The 18,859-nt window shown below is 62.8% G+C and carries 22 protein-coding genes and 1 tRNA gene; 12 read left to right on the plus strand and 11 right to left on the minus strand.

Annotation, left to right across the window (positions count from 1 at the left end; genetic code table 11):
- Position 1: 1 nt before the first annotated feature.
- Both IAE24_RS03945 and IAE24_RS03950 read right to left on the minus strand, forming a co-directional pair.
- Entirely contained in the window at positions 2 to 430 is a 429-nt protein-coding gene (locus IAE24_RS03945; RefSeq protein ID WP_013801669.1) for a hypothetical protein, read from the minus strand.
- 69 nt (positions 431 to 499) lie between these two features.
- A complete protein-coding gene (locus IAE24_RS03950; RefSeq protein WP_012206426.1) occupies positions 500 to 1,192 on the minus strand; it encodes a Bax inhibitor-1/YccA family protein in 693 nt (230 codons plus the stop codon).
- A 190-nt stretch (positions 1,193 to 1,382) separates the two neighbouring features.
- Between IAE24_RS03950 and IAE24_RS03955 the strand changes: the two genes are divergently transcribed.
- Positions 1,383 to 1,790, plus strand: coding sequence for a GlcG/HbpS family heme-binding protein (locus IAE24_RS03955; protein WP_063325750.1), 408 nt, complete (start codon positions 1,383 to 1,385; stop codon positions 1,788 to 1,790).
- A 24-nt stretch (positions 1,791 to 1,814) separates the two neighbouring features.
- The gene (locus IAE24_RS03960) at positions 1,815 to 1,973 is read left to right on the plus strand and encodes a hypothetical protein (protein WP_199959804.1); all 159 of its coding nucleotides are present in this window, start codon (positions 1,815 to 1,817) and stop codon (positions 1,971 to 1,973) included.
- A 78-nt stretch (positions 1,974 to 2,051) separates the two neighbouring features.
- Here the strand turns inward: IAE24_RS03960 and hemP are convergent, their stop codons facing one another.
- The 8 genes from hemP to IAE24_RS04000 all read right to left on the minus strand — a co-directional run bounded on the left by hemP (position 2,052) and on the right by IAE24_RS04000 (position 7,528).
- Entirely contained in the window at positions 2,052 to 2,273 is a 222-nt protein-coding gene (gene hemP, locus IAE24_RS03965; protein ID WP_012206424.1) for a hemin uptake protein HemP, read from the minus strand.
- A gap of 200 nt (positions 2,274 to 2,473) precedes the next feature.
- Positions 2,474 to 2,887: an ExbD/TolR family protein gene (locus tag IAE24_RS03970; protein WP_013801671.1), complete on the minus strand. Its 414-nt coding sequence runs from the start codon at positions 2,885 to 2,887 to the stop codon at positions 2,474 to 2,476.
- A 3-nt stretch (positions 2,888 to 2,890) separates the two neighbouring features.
- A complete protein-coding gene (locus IAE24_RS03975) occupies positions 2,891 to 3,613 on the minus strand; it encodes a MotA/TolQ/ExbB proton channel family protein (protein WP_012206422.1) in 723 nt (240 codons plus the stop codon).
- Positions 3,614 to 3,628: 15 nt separating this feature from the next.
- Positions 3,629 to 4,330: an energy transducer TonB gene (locus tag IAE24_RS03980; RefSeq protein WP_013801672.1), complete on the minus strand. Its 702-nt coding sequence runs from the start codon at positions 4,328 to 4,330 to the stop codon at positions 3,629 to 3,631.
- Between the two features lie 101 nt (positions 4,331 to 4,431).
- Positions 4,432 to 4,704 (minus strand): (2Fe-2S)-binding protein, encoded by a 273-nt coding sequence (locus tag IAE24_RS03985; RefSeq protein ID WP_012206420.1) that lies wholly within the window; start codon positions 4,702 to 4,704, stop codon positions 4,432 to 4,434.
- 106 nt (positions 4,705 to 4,810) lie between these two features.
- Positions 4,811 to 5,938: an alpha-hydroxy acid oxidase gene (locus tag IAE24_RS03990; protein ID WP_199959802.1), complete on the minus strand. Its 1,128-nt coding sequence runs from the start codon at positions 5,936 to 5,938 to the stop codon at positions 4,811 to 4,813.
- Positions 5,939 to 6,055: 117 nt separating this feature from the next.
- Positions 6,056 to 6,355 carry an SWIB/MDM2 domain-containing protein gene (locus IAE24_RS03995; protein WP_012206418.1) on the minus strand — a complete coding sequence of 100 codons (300 nt, stop codon included), beginning with the start codon at positions 6,353 to 6,355 and terminating at the stop codon, positions 6,056 to 6,058.
- 216 nt (positions 6,356 to 6,571) lie between these two features.
- Complete coding sequence (locus tag IAE24_RS04000; protein ID WP_199959801.1) at positions 6,572 to 7,528, minus strand: DMT family transporter; 957 nt, start codon at positions 7,526 to 7,528, stop codon at positions 6,572 to 6,574.
- Between the two features lie 362 nt (positions 7,529 to 7,890).
- On the opposite strand from IAE24_RS04000, the gene aceA reads away from it, so the two are divergent.
- The 10 genes from aceA (at position 7,891) to IAE24_RS04050 (ending at position 17,711) form a co-directional block, all read left to right on the plus strand.
- Entirely contained in the window at positions 7,891 to 9,222 is a 1,332-nt protein-coding gene (gene aceA, locus IAE24_RS04005; protein ID WP_199959797.1) for an isocitrate lyase, read from the plus strand.
- Positions 9,223 to 9,530: 308 nt separating this feature from the next.
- The gene (gene thrS / locus IAE24_RS04010) at positions 9,531 to 11,462 is read left to right on the plus strand and encodes a threonine--tRNA ligase (RefSeq protein ID WP_034395367.1); all 1,932 of its coding nucleotides are present in this window, start codon (positions 9,531 to 9,533) and stop codon (positions 11,460 to 11,462) included.
- An 80-nt stretch (positions 11,463 to 11,542) separates the two neighbouring features.
- Positions 11,543 to 12,160, plus strand: a complete 618-nt coding sequence (infC, locus tag IAE24_RS04015; protein ID WP_012206414.1) for a translation initiation factor IF-3 — start codon at positions 11,543 to 11,545, stop codon at positions 12,158 to 12,160.
- 203 nt (positions 12,161 to 12,363) lie between these two features.
- Positions 12,364 to 12,567, plus strand: a complete 204-nt coding sequence (gene rpmI, locus IAE24_RS04020) for a 50S ribosomal protein L35 (RefSeq protein WP_012206413.1) — start codon at positions 12,364 to 12,366, stop codon at positions 12,565 to 12,567.
- A 26-nt stretch (positions 12,568 to 12,593) separates the two neighbouring features.
- On the plus strand, positions 12,594 to 12,953 hold the full coding sequence (gene rplT, locus IAE24_RS04025; protein ID WP_012206412.1) for a 50S ribosomal protein L20: 360 nt from the start codon (positions 12,594 to 12,596) through the stop codon (positions 12,951 to 12,953).
- Between the two features lie 110 nt (positions 12,954 to 13,063).
- The gene (pheS, locus tag IAE24_RS04030; RefSeq protein WP_012206411.1) at positions 13,064 to 14,116 is read left to right on the plus strand and encodes a phenylalanine--tRNA ligase subunit alpha; all 1,053 of its coding nucleotides are present in this window, start codon (positions 13,064 to 13,066) and stop codon (positions 14,114 to 14,116) included.
- 75 nt (positions 14,117 to 14,191) lie between these two features.
- Positions 14,192 to 16,639, plus strand: a complete 2,448-nt coding sequence (gene pheT / locus IAE24_RS04035; RefSeq protein WP_199959795.1) for a phenylalanine--tRNA ligase subunit beta — start codon at positions 14,192 to 14,194, stop codon at positions 16,637 to 16,639.
- Positions 16,640 to 16,672: 33 nt separating this feature from the next.
- Positions 16,673 to 17,005 (plus strand): integration host factor subunit alpha, encoded by a 333-nt coding sequence (locus tag IAE24_RS04040; protein WP_012206409.1) that lies wholly within the window; start codon positions 16,673 to 16,675, stop codon positions 17,003 to 17,005.
- Between the two features lie 188 nt (positions 17,006 to 17,193).
- Complete coding sequence (locus IAE24_RS04045; protein ID WP_013801679.1) at positions 17,194 to 17,604, plus strand: MerR family transcriptional regulator; 411 nt, start codon at positions 17,194 to 17,196, stop codon at positions 17,602 to 17,604.
- Positions 17,605 to 17,634: 30 nt separating this feature from the next.
- Positions 17,635 to 17,711: transfer RNA gene (locus IAE24_RS04050), tRNA-Pro, on the plus strand.
- 130 nt (positions 17,712 to 17,841) lie between these two features.
- Here IAE24_RS04050 and IAE24_RS04055 read toward each other — a convergent pair.
- Positions 17,842 to 18,840: a LysR substrate-binding domain-containing protein gene (locus IAE24_RS04055; RefSeq protein WP_199959793.1), complete on the minus strand. Its 999-nt coding sequence runs from the start codon at positions 18,838 to 18,840 to the stop codon at positions 17,842 to 17,844.
- Between the last annotated feature and the right edge of the window lie 19 nt (positions 18,841 to 18,859).

Consider the following 18,859-nt stretch of genomic DNA (forward strand, 5'->3'; position numbering starts at 1 on the left):
GTCAGCTGCGATTGCGGCCTGAGGTCGGCTCGGCAGGCGCCTCGTCCTTGTCGCTGCGGCGGCGGTCGCTCTGGCCCAGGACCGAAGGCGTGCCTTCCATCTTGTTGGCGCGCATGTACTCGTCCATATCTTTCCAGCCTGCAAACACCAGGGCCTTGGACGATTTGGGGTTGAGCGTGTAGCAATCCTCCAGCCCGCGCAGGGCATGGCGGCACGCCCCGCCGATGGCCTTGGCCTCGGCCTCCTTGGCGACGGTGCGGGGGTCCGGTCCCAGGCCCGGAATATCATCCAGCTTGCAGCCGGCGAGCAGCGTGGGCAGCAGCAGGATGGCGAAGGTGCGGGGAAGATTAGGCATGGTCATCTTGAGGAGATTATCGGCAGGCCTCGGAAGAAGTTGAGTCCGCTTTGCACAAATGATGATCCCGGACATGCAAAAGGCCTCCCGAAGGAGGCCTTTGGTGTTGTGCAGCAGGGAAGGCGAAGCCTTCCGCGTGCGGCATCAGTCGCGTTCGCCGCCCATGATGCCCAGCAGGGCCAGCAGGCTCTGGAACACGTTGAACAGGTCCAGGTACAGAGCCAGCGTGGCACTGATGTAGTTGGTCTCGCCGCCGTCCATGATCTGCTTGAGGTCATAGAGCATGTAGGCGCTGAAAATGCCGATGGCCGCCACCGAGATCGCCATCATGCCGGCCGTGGAGCCGATGAAGACGTTGATGATGGAGCCCACGAACAGCACCAGCACGCCGACGAACAGGAACTTGCCCATGCCCGACAGGTCGCGCTTGATCACCGTGGCCAGCGAGGCCATGACCAGGAACACGCCGGCCGTGCCTGCAAAGGCGGTCATGATCAGCTCGGAGCCGTTCTTGAAGCCCAGGATCATGCCGATCATGCGCGACAGCATCAGGCCCATGAAGAACGTGAAACCCAGAAGCACGGGAATGCCGGCTGCCGAGTGCTTTGTCTTCTCGATGGCGAACATGAAGCCGAAGGCGCCGCCCAGGAAGACGATGAGCCCCAACCCGCCGCTCAGCGAGCGCGTGATGCCCGTGGCCACGCCCAGCCAAGCGCCCAGCACGGTGGGGAGAAGACTCAGGGCCAGCAGCCAGTACGTGTTGCGCAATACGCGATTGCGCTCTTGCTGCGAGACACCGTAGCCCGCAGAGCCCAGTGTGGTGACTTGATCATTCATGTGGCCAGTCCTCCGAAGGAGTGTTGTTGCGACTTGCCCATTCTAGGTGGCGGCTTGCGCGCGACTTGCAATACCCCGAGCCGCCGCCATGGTTTGGTTTCGAATGTTTTGTTCTGCGCATGCATTGTCAGTCCTCATACGATTGCTATGCTTATAGGACATTTGTGATGGAATGGATAATTGGAATCTTATGAAGACCAAGCATGAACTCGAACTGGCCGACGTGAAGGCCATTGCCGCCGCCGCAGAAGCCGAGGCGCTGAAGAACAAGTGGGCCGTGACCATTGCCATCGTCGATGACGGCGGCCACCTGCTGTGGCTGCAGCGCCTGGATGGCGCCGCTGCCGTGTCGGCCCACATCGCTCCGTCCAAGGCCCGCTCGGCGGCTCTGGGCCGCCGCGATACCAAGGGCTATGAAGACATGATCAACAACGGCCGCACGGCCTTCCTGAGCGCGCCCACGCTGGACGGCCTGCTCGAAGGTGGCGTGGCCATCATGAAGGACGGCCAATGCCTGGGCGCCGTGGGCGTCAGCGGCGTCAAGGCCAGCGAGGATGCGCAGGTTGCCAGCGCTGGCATTGCTGCTCTGGGCCTGTAATAGCTCCTGATGCACCCATGCTGCATGAATCGGTCCCTGGGGACTGATCCATGCAGCCAAGAAAAAGCCCCTGTGCCGATGGACAGGGGCTTTTTCTTTGGTCAATCTGCGCTGCAGCGTGGGAAAAAAATGCTTGGCTACGCAAAATCCGAAGATTTTGTTGGCTGGCTAATCGACCTCTGAGACTGGAAGTCCCAAGGTCGCCCCACGATGAAACGAAGAAGCCGCGGGTCGGGCATCCGACGACGGCCGGAATCTTGCTTATTTGGTCAGGATGAGCTTGCCCAGCTTGGTGGCCTGCAGGCGGTAGGGCGTGCCGTTGTGCACGATGGTCACAGCCTTTTGTCCATTGAGCAGCAGGGTGCTGTCGAGTCCGCTGGCGGCCCCGGTCAGGGCTGCAGATGCTGCGGCCTGCAGCGCTGCAAAGGCCTGGGCGTTGGAGTTGCCGGACAGATGCGAGGTGGCGGCGGAAGTGGCAGACATGCAGGGAATTCCTCAAAAATTGGAAAGTTTTGTGAATGATAACAATTCTCAATTGAAAATCAAGTGAGACTTACTCGCATTGTGGTTTCTGGGACCAGTCCTATCCCTGCGACTCGATGCACTGCCAGCGTAAAGAGAATGAAAAACGGCCCCGAAGGGCCGTTGTCGTTGATCGCCAGGCAAGGAATGCCTGCCACGGCCTACTTGGCCGGGTCCGTCACGAAGCCGATCTTGCGCACGCCTGCACGCTGTGCGGCGGCCATGGCCTGGGCCACGCGCTCGTAGCGCACTTCCTTGTCGCCCTGGATATGCAGGTCAGGTTGCGGCTCCTTGGCCGCCTCGGCCTTGAGGTTCTCCTCGAACTGCGTATCGCTGACGGCAACGCCATTCCAGTGGTACTGGCCATCGGCGGAGACGGCCAGGCGCACGGTGGCGGGCTTGACGTCCTCGGGCTGGTTGGTGGCGCGGGGCAGGTCCACGTTCACCGAATGCTTCATCACCGGCACGGTGATGATGAAGATGATCAGGAGCACCAGCATGACGTCGACCAGCGGCGTCATGTTGATCTCGTTCATCACCTCTTCGCCGTCATCGTCCATTGTTCCGAATGCCATGGCTTACGCGCCTTTCTTCAGCGGCAGCACGTTGCCGGCTTCCTTGCCGTCGATGGACACGCGGGCGCCGGTCACGAAGTAGGCGTGCATGTCGTGGGCAAAGCTGTTGAGGGCGTTGAGGATGGACTTGTTGCCACGCACCACGGCGTTGTAGCCGAGCACGGCGGGAATCGCCACGGCCAGGCCCAGGGCGGTCATGATCAGCGCTTCACCGATGGGGCCCGCGACCTTGTCGATCGAGGACTGGCCGGACAGGCCGATGGCGACCAGCGCGTGGTAGATGCCCCAGACGGTGCCGAACAGGCCGATGAAGGGAGCGGTCGAGCCCACGGAAGCCAGAATGGCCAGGCCCGATTGCAGGCGGGCGGTGAATTCGCTGATGCCGTTGCGCATGCAGCGGGTCACCCAGTCGCTGATGTCCAGCGTGTCATGCAGGTGGGCGCTGGTCTTGCGGTGGTGGGCGGTGGCTTCGCGGCCTTCGAGCACCAGGTAGCGGAAGGGGTTGGAGCGGTCATCGCCCAGCTTTTCCAGGCCGCTGGCCAGGTCGGGGCTGTGCCAGAAGTCCTGGGCGTTGCGCGCCAGCTTCTTGAACTTCACGATGTCCAGGGCCTTGATGATCATCACGAGCCAAGAGGCCACCGACATGGCCAGCAGGATGATGGCGACGGCACGGGTGACGAAGTCTCCCTGCGTCCAGACGTGGGCAATGCCGAATTGGGAATCCATGGATACTCCTGAGAATCAATTGAGGGTGAATTTGACCGGGACGGTGACCCACATGGGGGTTGGCGTGCCGTTGCTCTTGCCGGGGACGAATTTCCAGTTCTTGACGCCGTCCACGGCCTGCTGGTCCAGACGGTCGTAGCCGCTGGATTTGCTGACCTCGATCTTTTGAGGCAGGCCTTGCGCGTCCACGAAGATGCGCAGCGTGACCGTTCCCTGTTCCCCCATGCGCCTGCTGATGGCGGGGTAGTTGGGGGCCGGGTTGTTGAGGTAGGCCGCGTTGTTGGACGGCAATTCGATCTTGGGCGGAGCCGGTGGCGCCGGGGGAGCGGGAGGCGCTGGCGGCGCAGGAGGGGCGGGCGGTGCCGGCGGTGCTTCCACCACGGGCTTGGGCTCGTCGTCCAGCGTGCCGCGCGGCGCCGCAGGTGCGGGCTTGGGGTCGGCTATGGCCTTGGGCAGCGGCGGTGCCTTCTTCACGACCGGCTGCGGTTTGGGAGGCGGTGGCGGAGGAGGGGGCTTGGGTGCCTCGGGCTCGGGAGCGGGTGGCGAAATGAATTCCGCAATCACCTGGGCTGGCACGATGACCTCTTCGGGTGCGCGCTGGAGCAGTCCATGCTGCATCGCCCAAAGGGTTGCTGCATGCAAGACCACGACCGAACCCGCGATGGCCACGTTACGGCCAAGGCCCCCGGGGGGGCCAAAACGATCAGACTGGGACATAGAGACAGAAGGAGCGGTCAGCGTATGGGAGCCGGGTGCTGTCGCTCGGAAGACGGAGTATCAGCTGCGCAGAATCCACCAGGTGCATGTAACGACGAGGATCAGGCTGCCGACAAGTGCTGAGAGGAGGACCATGCTTTGCTCTCCAGAATGTTGTTGGCAAGCTGGACTGTCTGGGCCGCGACCTCGTTGTGGATGGCCGCCACGGGCTGGCTGGCGCAGCATTGCGCCACCACATCCCGGGCGCAGCTCTCGCAGCGGCCGCACTGCATGGCGATACCCAATTCGAATTGGATCTCGTCAAAGCTCATGCCCGCATGAGCGTGGCGTGCGATCTCACGGTCGGAAACCCGGCGGCATACACAGACGATCATGGCTACAGGCAGTAGTGGCTGGCTATTGATAGGATGAAAAATTATAAATGAGAATTCATCGCATTTGCAATTCTTGGTTGTCTGTAGGGCTGTATGGCGCTCGGCTTTACTCGGTATCCAGTAGTTCCACAGTGGCCTGGGCAAGGGTGGCACACCCTGTCAGCGCCATGGCGATCTCCAGTTCATCGCGCAGCAACCTGAGCACATGGGCCACGCCGGCGGCGCCCGCATTGGCCAGCCCCCAGAGTACGGGGCGGCCTATCAGAACCGCCGTCGCACCGAGGGCGATCGCCTTGAGCACGTCTGTGCCGCGCCGTATGCCCCCGTCGGCCAGCAAGGGGAGCTCGTGGCCCGCGCCGCGCACGGCCCTGGCCACGCGGGCTAGGGCTGTTGCCGTGGCCGGTGCGGTGTCCAGCGTGCGCCCTCCATGGTTGGAGACGATGATGCCCGCGACTCCCAATCTCGCGGCCTGCAGCGCATCGGCCGGGTGGAGCACTCCCTTGAGCAGCAGCGGCAGCCGTGTCTGCTGCTGCAGCCAGGCGACGTCATCCCAGGTGGGTGCATGGTGCAAAAGGCCGTCGAACAGGGGGCTCTGGCCTGGTGCAAGTTGCATGGCTGCAAGTGGCGCCATCCCCTGCAGATTGACGGCAGACACTCCCGGCGGAAGACAAAAGCGCGCGCGGCGTTCACGGTCCCGCACACCGCTGGTGGGCGCGTCCACCGTCAGCACCAGCGCTTCGTAGCCTGCGGCCTCTGCGCGCTTGATCAGTTGCGTGGTGAAGCCTCGGTCATGCTGCAGATAGAGTTGGAACCACAAAGGGCCATGGCCCGGCGTGAGCCGTGCGGCCTGTGCCACTGTCTCCAGCGGCAGGCTGGCCTGTGTGCTGAGCACCATGCCCGCCCCTAGCGCCGCTGCGGCATAGGCCGTTGCAAGCTCTGCATCCGCATGGGCCATGCGCTGAAAAGCCATGGGGGCCACCAGCAGCGGGCAGGTCAGCTCCCTGCCCAGCAACTGCAGCCGGGTATGACCGCCTGCAAGGGGGCGGAGCACGCGCGGCCACAGTGTGAGCGCGTCCCAGGCGCTGCGGTTGGCCGCAAGACTGCGCTCATCGGCCGCGCCGCCCGAGAAATAGGCCCAGGCGTTGTCGTCCATCCGCTGCCGCGCATGCGCCTCGTGGTCGGCCAGATTGATGATGCCGTCGGGAACGGCTTGCAGCGCGGGCACTTGACTCATGGCATTGGAATGTTGTCGGTGTGCAGCATCTCCGGCAAGAAGAGGAGATGGCATCCCGGAAAAAAGAAAAGCCGGCCCAGGGGCCGGCTTTCATCCGTCGTGGCGCGGGCCCGAGGATTACTTGACGTGCTTGCCGATCAGGCCAGCCATCTCGAACATCGAGACTTGGGGCTTGCCGAACACTTCCTTGAGCTTCGCGTCGGCGTTGATCATGCGCTTGTTGGCAGCGTCTTGCAGCTTGTTGGCCTTGATGTAGACCCACAGCTTGCTGATGATCTCGGTGCGGGGCAGGGGAGTGGAACCCACCACGGCAGCCAGAGCGGGGCTGGGGGTGAGGGGTTTCATGAAGGCGGCGTTGGGAGTGCGCTTCTTTGCGGGAGCTGCCGGAGCAGCCGTTGCCTTCTTTGCAGTTGCCATGTTGCTTGTTCCTAGTATGGAGTGGATTCTTTACCAGCGAAAAACCGTCGCTATCCACTGGCAGGCTGATGCTAATGGGAAAAAAACGCTCTTCCAAGCTTACCCGTCAAATTTTTGCCTCGATTTGTTGCTGTGGCGCTGTTTTTTGAGGAGTTTTTGCATTCTGGCTCGCTTTCGAGGGCCGCACTGGCAGGTTGGCCGTCGGCGGCAGCGTTTTCAGAAGGGGCTGGCACCGCTCGCGGAAGGGTGTTGTGCAAGGCGTTTTCTGCCCGGCCAGGTGGCCACGAGAATGCCCAGCAGGGCGATCGCAAAGGCCAGCGACTGCATGGATGTAACCCGTTCGCCCAGCACGCACATGCCGACCACGGCAGCGCTGATCGGCAGCAGTACCGTAAAGGTGCCGGCCTGGGAGGCTGGCACGTTGCGCAAGCCTGTCATCCACAACCACACGGTCCACACGCAGGCGGCAAGGGCGTAGAACAGCAACAGACCCCAGATGCTCCATGCCACGCTGCCGAAGTCGAAGCGCCACGCCAGATACAGCCCGAAGGGCGTTGACAGCGCAAATCCCCAGAGATTGACGATGGATGTGATGCGCTTGGGCCCCAGGGACGTGGTCAGGCGCTTGCCTATGACGGCGTAGAACGCCTCGCAAAGCACGGCACCGACCAGCAGCATCTGCCCCAGCCACGCCTGCGGTGAGGCTGATGCTGATGCTGCCGAGGCGGCGCCAGCGTCCGGGCGTGACAGTGCATACAGGCAGATGCCCGCCACGGCCAGCGCAATGGCCAGCCAGGTGCGCGCAGCCACGCGCTCGCGCAGAAACAGCCAGCTCATCAAGGCCACGGCAGCAGGGATGGCAGCCATGGTCACGCCGGCCGTGACGGCGCTCGTCAGGCTCACGCCGGTCACCATGCAGATGGTGAAGAGAAAGTTGCCGAACAGCGACTCAAGAAACAGCAGGCCCTGCGTGCGCCGAGACAGGGGTGCCTCGTCAGCCGGCTTGCGCAGCCAGCGCAGCATGGCGATGGCCCCGATGCCAAAGCGCAGCCAGGCCAGCAGCAGCACCGGAAAAATGGCCGCCAGAGGCTTGGAGAGGGCGACATAGCTGCCGACCAGGGACATGCTCAGCGCCAGGCAGGCATAGGCAGATCTGCGATGGGAGGTGTTCACGGCAAGTGCAGGTTTGAGAGGCGGGAGCGCCGCCTGAACGCGCGATGGTACCTGTGAGCGCGTCCGGTGTGCGTGACATGTGCCTGTCGCGGACGCTTGCCATGCTGTGGTGACTTTTCATGGCATGGAATTCATGTTTTGCATTGTGAAATATTGAAATGCTGCAATGCGCCAATTTTTCTCAATACGAGAAATGTGATTTCATATTGAAAAATATGAAAATAACTCGTTGATTTATATGATGAAAAATTTAGTCTTGTATAAGACACAAGATGTTGATGAGGTCTTCTATAAGACTTAAATTTGATCCCAAGGCCGACGCAAGAAAGCCGCTTGTTTCAACCACCTCCCAGGAGAGCAACATGCCCCAATCCCTGACCCAGCAACTGAGCCGTGAACAGCAGATTTCCGCCCTTGAGAAAGACTGGGCGCAGAACCCCCGTTGGAAGGGCGTCAAGCGCGGCTACAGCGCCGCCGACGTGGTGCGCCTGCGCGGTAGCCTGCAGCCCGAGTACACGCTGGCTCAGCGTGGCGCGGAACTGCTCTGGGAAAGGATCAACGGCGGTGCCAAGAAAGGCTATGTGAATGCCTTTGGCGCCATCTCCGCAGGCCAGGCCATGCAACAGGCCAAGGCTGGCCTGGAAGCGGTGTACCTGTCGGGCTGGCAGGTGGCTGCCGATGGCAACACCAGCGAAACCATGTACCCCGACCAGTCGCTGTACGCCTATGACTCGGTGCCCACCATGGTGCGCCGCATCAACAACACCTTCAAGCGTGCCGACGAAATCCAGTGGGGCCGTGGCATCAACCCCGGCGACAAGGAATTCATCGACTACTTCCTGCCTATCGTCGCCGATGCGGAAGCCGGTTTTGGCGGCGTGCTCAACGCGTTCGAGCTGATGAAGAACATGATTGCCGCTGGCGCAGCCGGCGTGCACTTCGAGGACCAACTGGCTGCCGTGAAGAAGTGCGGCCACATGGGTGGCAAGGTTCTGGTGCCCACCCAGGAAGCCGTCGAGAAGCTGATCTCCGCCCGCTTTGCCGCTGACGTGATGGGCGTGCCTACCATCGTGCTGGCCCGCACCGATGCTGAAGCCGCCAACCTGATCACCTCCGATCACGACGCCAACGACAAGCCGTTCCTGACCGGCGAGCGCACACAGGAAGGCTTCTACCGTGTCCGCAATGGCATGGAGCAGTCCATCAGCCGCGGTGTGGCCTATGCGCCCTATGCCGACCTGGTGTGGTGCGAAACCGGTGTGCCCGACATCGGCTTTGCCCGCGAGTTCGCCCAGGCCGTGCATGCCGCCTGCCCAGGCAAGCTGCTGAGCTACAACTGCTCGCCTTCGTTCAATTGGAAGAAGAACCTCAACGACAGCCAGATCGCCTCCTTCCAGGAAGACCTGTCTGCGCTGGGCTACAAGTTCCAGTTCATCACGCTGGCCGGCATTCACATCAACTGGTTCAACACGTTCAAGTTTGCCCACGCCTACGCCAACGGCGAAGGCATGAAGCACTACGTGAACATGGTTCAGGAGCCCGAATTCGCAGCCCGCGAACAAGGCTACACCTTCGTGTCGCACCAGCAGGAAGTGGGCGCAGGCTACTTCGACGACGTGACCACGGTGATCCAGGGCGGCTCGTCCAGCGTGAAGGCGCTGACCGGCTCCACGGAAGAGGAGCAATTCCACTGAAGCGCGGCTTCGGTGAGTGCAACTTCAGGTAGATAGGGGTGAGAAAGCGTCCGGGGCCTTGTGCTTCGGGCGCTTTTTCTTTGCTGGGGTTAAAATGGCGGAAGTTTTCAATTGACAACAACTGACAAGGGCGAGAAAGGCATCATGGTTATGACACCGCGAACTACATCGGAGATGTACACCGGCCGCTAGCGGCTGGCGGTTCGCGCCTGCACGAGATTCACTCGACCCCAAGAAAGCGCGGACCTGGCTCCGCGCTTTTTGCTTTTGGGGGATGCGCGCCCCCTGAGAAATATTTTAGGAATCCCATGATCCACATTACGCTTCCCGATGGTTCGCAACGTGAGTACCCCGGCCCGGTCACCGTGGCCGAAGTGGCCGCATCCATAGGCACAGGCCTTGCCAAAGCGGCACTGGCCGGCAAGGTGGGGGCTGGCGAGGACGCCAAGGTGGTGGACACCAGCTTCGTCATCGACAAGGACATGCCCTTGTCCATCGTGACGGCCAAGGACGCCGATGGCCTGGAGGTGATCCGCCATTCCACGGCCCACTTGCTGGCCTATGCCGTCAAGGAACTGTTCCCGGAGGCCCAGGTCACCATCGGTCCCGTGATCGAGAACGGCTTCTACTACGACTTCTCGTACAAGCGCCCCTTCACGCCCGAGGACCTGGTCGCCATCGAAAAGCGCATGGCCGAACTGGCCGCCAAGGACGAGCCCGTGGTGCGCCGCGTACTGCCGCGCGACGAGGCCGTTGCGTACTTCAAGGGCATCGGCGAGAACTACAAGGCCGAGATCATCGCCAGCATCCCCTCCAATGAGGATGTGAGCCTGTACCGCGAAGGCAGCTTCGAGGATCTGTGCCGCGGCCCGCACGTGCCCAGTACCGGCAAGCTCAAGTTCTTCAAGCTGATGAAGGTGGCTGGCGCCTACTGGCGTGGCGACCATCGCAACGAGATGCTGCAGCGCGTGTACGGCACGGCCTGGGCATCGAAGGACGACCTGCAGCAGTACCTGCACATGCTGGAGGAGGCTGAAAAGCGCGACCACCGCAAGCTGGGCCGCGAACTGGATCTGTTCCACATCGACGAGCATTCGCCGGGCACCGTGTTCTGGCACCCGAAGGGCTGGTCCCTGTGGCAAGAGGTCGAGCAGTACATGCGCCGCGTGTACCGCGACAACGGCTATCAGGAAGTCAAGGGTCCGCAGATCCTGGACAAGACCCTGTGGGAGAAGACGGGTCACTGGGACAAGTACCGCGAGAACATGTTCACGACCGAGTCGGAAAAGCGCGACTACGCGCTCAAGCCGATGAACTGCCCCGGCCACATCCTGATCTTCAAGCAGGGCATCAAGAGCTACCGCGACCTGCCGCTGCGCTACGGCGAATTTGGCCAGTGCCACCGCAACGAGCCCACGGGCGGCCTGCACGGCATCATGCGCGTGCGCGGCTTCACGCAGGATGACGGCCACGTCTTCTGTACCGAAGACCAGATCCAGCCCGAAGTGCTGGCCTTCACCACGCTGCTGCAAAAGGTCTACGCGGACTTCGGCTTCAGCGACATCATCTACAAGGTCGCCACGCGCCCCGAGGCGCGCATCGGCTCTGATGAAAGCTGGGACAAGGCAGAAGCTGCGCTGATCAACAGCCTGGAGGCTTCGGGCTGCGAGTACGTGATCTCGCCCGGCGATGGCGCGTTCTACGGCCCCAAGATCGAGTACACGCTCAAGGACGCCATCGGCCGCCAGTGGCAGTGCGGAACCATCCAGGTGGATTTCTCCATGCCCGAACGCCTGGATGCGGAGTATGTGGGCGAGGATGGCGACCGCCATCGCCCCGTGATGCTGCACCGTGCCATTGTTGGCAGCCTGGAGCGTTTCATCGGCATTCTCATCGAGCAGCACGCTGGCGCCATGCCGACCTGGCTGGCTCCCGTGCAGGCCGCCGTGCTCAATATCACCGATGCGCAGGCGGACTATGTGCGGGAAGTCGCACAAAAGCTGCAAAAAGCATTTCCGAATCAAGGCCTTAGGGTGGCGACAGATCTGCGCAACGAAAAGATTACGTATAAAATACGGGAGCATTCGTTGCAAAAGCTGCCTTACATCCTTGTTGCTGGCGACAAGGAGAAGGCCGCTGGTGCAGTGGCAGTGCGCGCACGGGGCAACAAGGACCTCGGTGTGATGTCGGTTGATGCGTTCATTGAACTCGTGGCCAAGGACATCGCGGCGAAGGCCTGATGGAGCATCTCCAAAGGCGGTAGCCGCATGCGTGTACTGCACACAAGCGGCTACGCTGTTGTAGCAACTTAAATCCAAGGGTGAGAACCATAGCTACTGAATTTCGTGATCGGCGCCACCGTGAAGAGCGCAAGCATCGTCTCAACCGTGAAATCATGGCGCCTGAAGTGCGTCTGTCCGGCCCGGAGAACGAGCCGCTGGGCATCGTGCCTCTGCAGGAAGCGCTGCGCATGGCGGGCGAACTGGACGTGGACCTGGTGGAAATCGCCGCCACTGCCACTCCACCTGTCTGCCGGTTGATGGACTATGGCAAGTTCAAGTACCTTGAACAGAAGAAGGCTGCCGAAGCCAAGGCCAAGCAGACCGTCATCGAAATCAAGGAAGTGAAATTCCGCCCTGGTACCGACGACGGCGACTACAACATCAAGCTGCGCAACATCCGCCGTTTCTTGGCCGATGGTGACAAGTGCAAGATCACGCTGCGGTTCCGCGGCCGTGAAATCACGCACCAGCAGATTGGTCTGGACCTGCTGAACCGTCTGCGTGACGATCTGGCGGATTCCATCCAGGTGGAGCAGTTCCCCAAGCTGGAAGGCCGCCAGATGGTGATGATGATCGCCCCTGCGCGCAAGAAGCCCACCGCTGGCGGCAAGCCGGCAGAAGTTTCTGCTGCACCTGCGGTGGCTGATAAGGCATAATCGCGGTTTCGCCCTTCGTTGAGGGGCGACAGAATTTGCAGGCCTTGCGCGAGTTGATTGCGCGGGGCGTGCGATGCAAGGGACATGGTTTTCATGTCCCTTGTTCTTGCCGGCCTCCGGGCTGGCACAGAAGTGTCTCGGGGCCAGCAAGTGCGCGCAGTGTTGCGAGCCGCCTCACGAGCACAAACAACAGGAGCATTCAAATGCCCAAAATGAAGACCAAGAGCAGCGCGAAGAAGCGTTTTCGCGTTCGTCCCGGTGGCACCGTCAAGCGCGGTCAAGCCTTCAAGCGTCACATCTTGACCAAGAAGACCACCAAGAACAAGCGTCACCTGCGTGGTGCAGTGTCTGTGCATGAGACCAACATGGGCTCTATCGCACAAATGCTGCCGATGGCTGGCCTGTAATTCACTGACGAACAAGGAGAAAACACATGCCTCGCGTCAAACGTGGTGTAACGGCCCGCGCCCGTCACAAAAAAGTTCTGGCCCTTTCCAAGGGTTTCCGCGGCCGCCGCGGCAATGTCTTCCGCATCGCCAAGCAGGCGGTGATGAAGGCTGGGCAATATGCCTACCGTGACCGCCGTGCCAAGAAGCGCGTGTTCCGCCGTCTGTGGATCGCCCGTATCAACGCCGCTGCACGTGAACTGGGCCTGACCTACAGCCAGTTCGCCAACGGCCTGAAGAAGGCAGCCATCGAGATCGACCGCAAGATGCTGGCCGATATCGCGGTGCACGACAAGGCTGCGTTTAGCAGCATCGTTGATCAAGTCAAGGCCAAGCTGGCTGCTTGAGATAACGGTCTGCGGCCATCCTCGTGATGGTCTGCAGCGCAAACAGCAAGGGCTAGGGCTTGAAAAGGCTGCTAGCCCTTGTTTCTTTTCACAGTCGATAAAGAGTCGATATGAACGAGTTGGATTCTCTGGTCGAGAGCGCGCAGCAGCTGTTCGCGCAGGCACAAACCCCCGCTGATCTGGAAAACGCCAAGGCGCAGTTTCTGGGCAAGTCGGGCAAGGTGACCGAGCTCATGAAGGGCATGGCGCAGCTTTCCGTCGAAGAGAAGAAGTCGCGCGGAGCCGCCATCAACGTGGCCAAGCAAGGCATCGAGGCCGCGCTGACCGCGCGCCGCAAGGCCCTGGCCGATGCCGAACTGCAGGCCCACCTGAAGGCCGAGGTGCTGGATGTGACCTTGCCGGGCCGTCGCCGTGGCCAGGGCGGCCTGCACCCCGTGTCGCTGACGCTGGAGCGCATCGAGGGCATCTTCGGCTCCATGGGTTTCGATGTGGCCGAGGGCCCCGAGATCGAGTCCGACTGGTTCAACTTCACGGCGCTGAACACGCCGGAAGACCATCCCGCCCGTTCCATGCACGACACCTTCTACGTGGAAGGCGGCACGGAACAGGCTCCCAATCTGCTGCGCACGCACACCAGCCCGATGCAGGTGCGCCACGCTGTGCAGCACGTCAAGAAATACCGTGAGCGGCTGGACGCCGGCCAGGGCATGCCCGAGATCCGCGTGATCGCGCCGGGCCGCACCTACCGCGTGGACAGCGATGCCACGCACTCGCCCATGTTCCACCAGTGCGAAGGCCTGTGGATCGGTGAGAACGTCAGCTTCAAGGACCTGAAGGTGGTCTTCACCGACTTCTGCAAGACCTTCTTCGAGAGCGACGACCTGGTGCTGCGCTTCCGCCCCAGCTTCTTCCCCTTCACCGAGCCCAGCGCCGAGATCGACATCCAGTTCCAGAGCGGCCCGCTGGCCGGCCGCTGGCTGGAAGTGGCCGGCTCCGGCCAGGTGCACCCCAACGTGGTGCGCAACATGGGGCTGGACCCCGAAAAGTACATCGGCTTTGCCTTTGGCATGGGGCCTGACCGCCTGACCATGCTGCGCTATGGCGTCAACGATCTGCGACTGTTTTTTGACGGCGATATCCGCTTCCTGTCGCAATTCCGTTGATCCGGCTGCAAGCCTTCGCCAAAGAGTCCGCCAGCGCCACGGCGCGCGGACTGAACCAACGCCAAAGAGTCTGATATGCAATTTCCCGAATCCTGGCTGCGCGAGTTCTGCAATCCGCCGCTGACCACCCAAGAACTGGCCGACACCCTGACCATGGCCGGCCTGGAGGTGGAGGAGCTGGAGCCCGTGGCGCCGCCGTTCACCAAGATCGTCGTCGGTGAGATCAAGGCTGCCGAGCAGCATCCCAATGCCGATCGCCTGCGCGTGTGCCAGGTCGATGTGGGCGGACCCGAGCTGCTGACCATCGTCTGCGGCGCGCCCAACGCGCGCGTGGGCATCCGCGTGCCCTGCGCCACGGTGGGCGCCGAGCTGCCGCCCGGTGAAGATGGCAAGCCTTTCCTGATCAAGATCGGCAAGCTGCGCGGTGTGGAGAGCTTCGGCATGCTGTGCTCGGCACGCGAGCTCAAGCTGTCCGAGGACCATGGCGGCCTGATGGAGCTGCCGCTGGACGCGCCCCTGGGCCAGAACATCCGCGAGTACCTGAACCTGGATGACACGCTGCTCACGCTCAAGCTCACGCCCAATCTGGCGCATTGCCTGAGCGTCTACGGCGTGGCGCGCGAAGTGGCTGCGCTGACCGGCGCGCCGCTCAAGCCCCAGTCGTTCACGCCTGCCGCCGTGGGCGTGCAGGACAAGCTGGCCGTGAAGATCGAGGCGCCCGACCTGTGCGGCCGCTTCTCGGGCCGCGTGGTGCGCAATGTCAACACCCAGGCGAAGACGCCGCAGTGGATGGTCGATCGCCTGGCGCGCTGCGGCCAGCGCAGCGTGGCGCCGCTGGTGGACATCTCCAACTATGTGATGTTCGAGCTGGGCCGTCCTTCGCACATCTTCGACCTGGACAAGATCCACGGCGGCCTGCAGGTGCGCTGGGGCAAGGAAGGCGAGCAGCTCAAGCTGCTCAACGGCAACACCGTCACCGTGGATGGACAGGTGGGCGTGATCGCCGATGACCGCGAAGTCGAGTCGCTCGCCGGCATCATGGGCGGCGACGCCACGGCCGTGTCCGACGACACGCGCCACATCTACATCGAGGCCGCATTCTGGTGGCCCAAGTCGATTGCCGGCCGTTCGCGCCGCTACAACTTCTCCACAGATGCGGGCCACCGCTTCGAGCGGGGTGTCGATCCCGAACTGACGGTCGAGCACATCGAGCGCATCACCGAGCTGGTGCTGCAGATCTGCGGCACGCCCGAGACCGTCTGCGGCCCCATCGACGACCAGCAGGCCAACATGCCCCAGCCCAAGCCCGTCACGCTGCGCGTGGCGCGTGCGGCCAAGGTCATCGGCATGCCGCTCACGCAGCAGCAGTGCCACGATGCGCTGGCCGGCCTGGGCCTGCCGGTGGAGCAGGGCGATGGCGTGCTCACCGTCACGCCGCCCAGCTTCCGCTTCGACATCAACATCGAGGAAGACCTGATCGAGGAAGTGGCGCGCATGGTGGGTTACGAGAACCTGCCCACGACCAAGCCGCTGGCGCCCATTGCGCCCAAGCTGCGCGCCGAAAACCGCCGCAGCCAGTTCGCCGTGCGCCGCGCGCTGGCCGATCTGGGCTACCAGGAAACCATCAACTTCAGCTTTGTGGAAGCCGCATGGGAGAAGGATCTGGCCGGCAACGCCAATCCCATCCAGCTGCTCAACCCCATCGCAAGCCAGCTCAGCGTGATGCGCTCCAGCCTCATCGGCTCGCTCATGCAGGTGCTCAAGTTCAATGCCGACCGCAAGGCCGAGCGCGTGCGCGTGTTCGAGCTGGGTCGTGTCTTCCTCAAGGATGACAGCGTTGTTGACAGCGACACCACGGTCAAGGGCTTCTACCAGCCCATGCGCGTGGCGGGCCTGGCCTGGGGCGCTGGAGAGCAGCTGCAGTGGGGCCGCGCCGAAGCCAAGGTGGACTTCTACGACGTCAAGGGCGATGTCGAGGCGCTGCTGGCGCCGCGCAAGCCCGTGTTCGAGCCGGCCGAGCATACGGCCATGCACCCGGGCCGCTGCGCGCGCGTTCTGCTCGATGGCCAGTCCATCGGCTTCATCGGCGAGCTGCATCCCCAGTGGCGCCAGCAATGGGATCTGGCCCAGGCGCCCGTGCTGTTCGAGCTGGAGCTCGATGCCGTGCTGGCGCGCGAGGTGCCGGTGTTCAAGCCCGTGGCCAAGCACCAGGCCGTGGAGCGCGACATTGCCGTGGTCGTGAACGAAAAGGCCACGCATGCCCAGCTGATGCAGGCGGTGGAAGCTGCCCAGACCGGCGGCCTGCTGCGCTCTGCCGTGCTGTTCGATGTGTTCCGTCCCAAGGCGCTCAAGGCCGGCGAGACAGCGGCACCGGGCGCGCTGGCACAGGATGAAAAGAGCCTGGCCGTGCGCCTGACTCTGGGCAATGACGACAGCTCGCTGACCGATGTGCAGATCGAACAGGCCGTGCAGGCCGTGCTCGAGCAGCTGCAGCAACGCCTGGGCGCGCGCCTGCGCGCCTGATGGAAGGCCCATGCCGTGAAAGGAGATCCCGTGATGGAACTGACGGTGGAAAGTCTTGATTCGCCCGCGCTGACCAAGGCGCAGCTGGCGGACCTGCTGTTCGACGAGATCGGCCTGAACAAGCGCGAATCCAAGGAAATGGTGGATGCGTTCTTCGAGCTGATCTCGCAAAGCTTGGTGACGGGCGAGGATGTGAAGCTGTCGGGCTTCGGCAACTTCCAGATCCGCACCAAGGCCCCGCGTCCGGGGCGCAATCCGCGCACGGGCGAGGCCATTCCGATCGAGGCACGCCGCGTCGTGACCTTCCATGCGAGCAGCAAGCTCAAGGAGCAGATCCAGGAAGGCACGACGGGCTCCGCGTCCTGAAGGGTCGTCCCCGGGGCCCGGCTTGCCGTGGCCCAGCTGTCGTCAGCCTGTCTGCCTTGCGGTGGATGGGCTGTTTTTACGACAGGGTGCTGGCCTGCAAGCGAGCTGTGCAGTAGGCTCGGCCTTCTTCCCGGATCGGCGTCCGCGCACCAGCGGCATTGCACATCCTGACCTCATCCACATTTGCCATGGCTTCACTTCTGCCCCAGATTCCCGCCAAGCGCTACTTCACCATCGGTGAGGTCGCGGATCTGTGCGACGTCAAGCCGCATGTGCTGCGCTATTGGGAGCAGGAGTTCACGCAGCTGCGTCCCATGAAGCGGCGCGGCAATCGCCGCTACTACCAGCACCACGAAGTGCTGATGATCCGGCGCATCCGTGAGCTGCTGTACGAACAGGGCTTCACCATCAACGGCGCGCGCAACCGCCTGCGCGAAGCCTCGGGGTCTGCCGTGGTTCCCGCGCTGCAGGCCGGTGTCGTGGTGTCGGCGCCGGCTGCCGCGCCGCTGCTCGGTGGCGATGCCGCGGCCAGCGTTCCGCTGGAGCCAGAGGCCGTGCGCGAGGAGCTTTTGCAGATTCGTGCGCTGCTTTCTATTTGAGAGCAAAAAGCTGTATATAATTGAATTCTTCGGCGTGTAGCGCAGCCTGGTAGCGCACTTGCATGGGGTGCAAGGGGTCGCGAGTTCGAATCCCGCCACGCCGACCATAAATGAATACGGACCACAGCTTCTGGCTGTGGTCCGTTTTTCTTTGTGCCGTCGCCAACCGCTACCAACCGCTAACAGGTGCTTCCGTGTGCCGCCAACCCCTGAAGGGGAGCGGCCGTTGCGCAGGAATCAACCCTCAGCGCAGGTTGCAAGCAGCCATTGCCGGAAGGCCGCCAGCGCCGGCAGTGTCGCGTTCCTCTCGGGATAGACCAGGTAGTAGCTGCGCTGGCTGGGGATGGCGTCTCCCACCACGTGCAGCTCACCGCGCGCTATCTCCTCTTCCACCAGCACCCGTGGCACCAGGCCCACGCCCATGCCTGCCAGCACGGCCTGTATCAGGTGCGAGGTCAGTTCGAAGCTGGGCCCTATCCGCATCTGCCGGTGATCGAGCCGATAGTGCGTGAACCACTCGCTCCAGGCCTGCCGGTTGCTGGCCACCGTGAGCAGCACCTGTTGGCCCGCCCAGTCCGGCGAGGCTGCTGCCTGCCCGGCCTGCTGCAGCGCCTGCGGGCTGGCCACCGCCACCAGAAACTCGTGGTACAGGCGATGCGCGGTCAGCCCGGGCCAGTCTCCCGTGCCCACGGTGATGGCGGCGTCTATCTCTGCGCTGTCGAAATCGATATCGCCGATGCGCGAGTGGATGTGCATCGTCACCCCGGGCTGCGCCTGGTAGAAGCCATGCAGGTGCGGCAGCAGCCATTTGGAGCCGAAGGTGGGCAGGGTGGCCAGGTTGAGCGTGCCACCGCCGGACTGGCGTGACATGGCCTGCAGGGTGGCGCTGCGTATGCGGCCCAGCGCGGCGCCCAGGTCGATGAAGTAGCGGCGTCCCACGTCGGTCAGGCGCACCGTGCGGCCCTCGCGGCGGAAGAGGCTGATGCCCAGCTGCGCCTCCAGTGTCTGCACCTGCCGGCTGATGGCGCTCTGGCTGAGCGACAGCTCCTCGGCCGCACGCGCATAGCTTTCGTGGCGCGCGGCCGCCTCGAAGACCAGCAGCAGGGACATGGAGGGCGTCAGGCGTCGGTAATTCATGAGTTTTATGCAGTGTTTGCGGCAGCAATTTTCGTTTGTTCCAGAGGAAGAGTGTAGAGATACTTGCGGCCATGGTCGGCCTGAAATCGTGTATTGCATGCATGGGTTTCCTGGGCTG

This window comes from Delftia sp. S65, assembly GCF_016516495.1.
In the GTDB taxonomy this organism is placed as follows: domain Bacteria; phylum Pseudomonadota; class Gammaproteobacteria; order Burkholderiales; family Burkholderiaceae_C; genus Comamonas; species Comamonas acidovorans.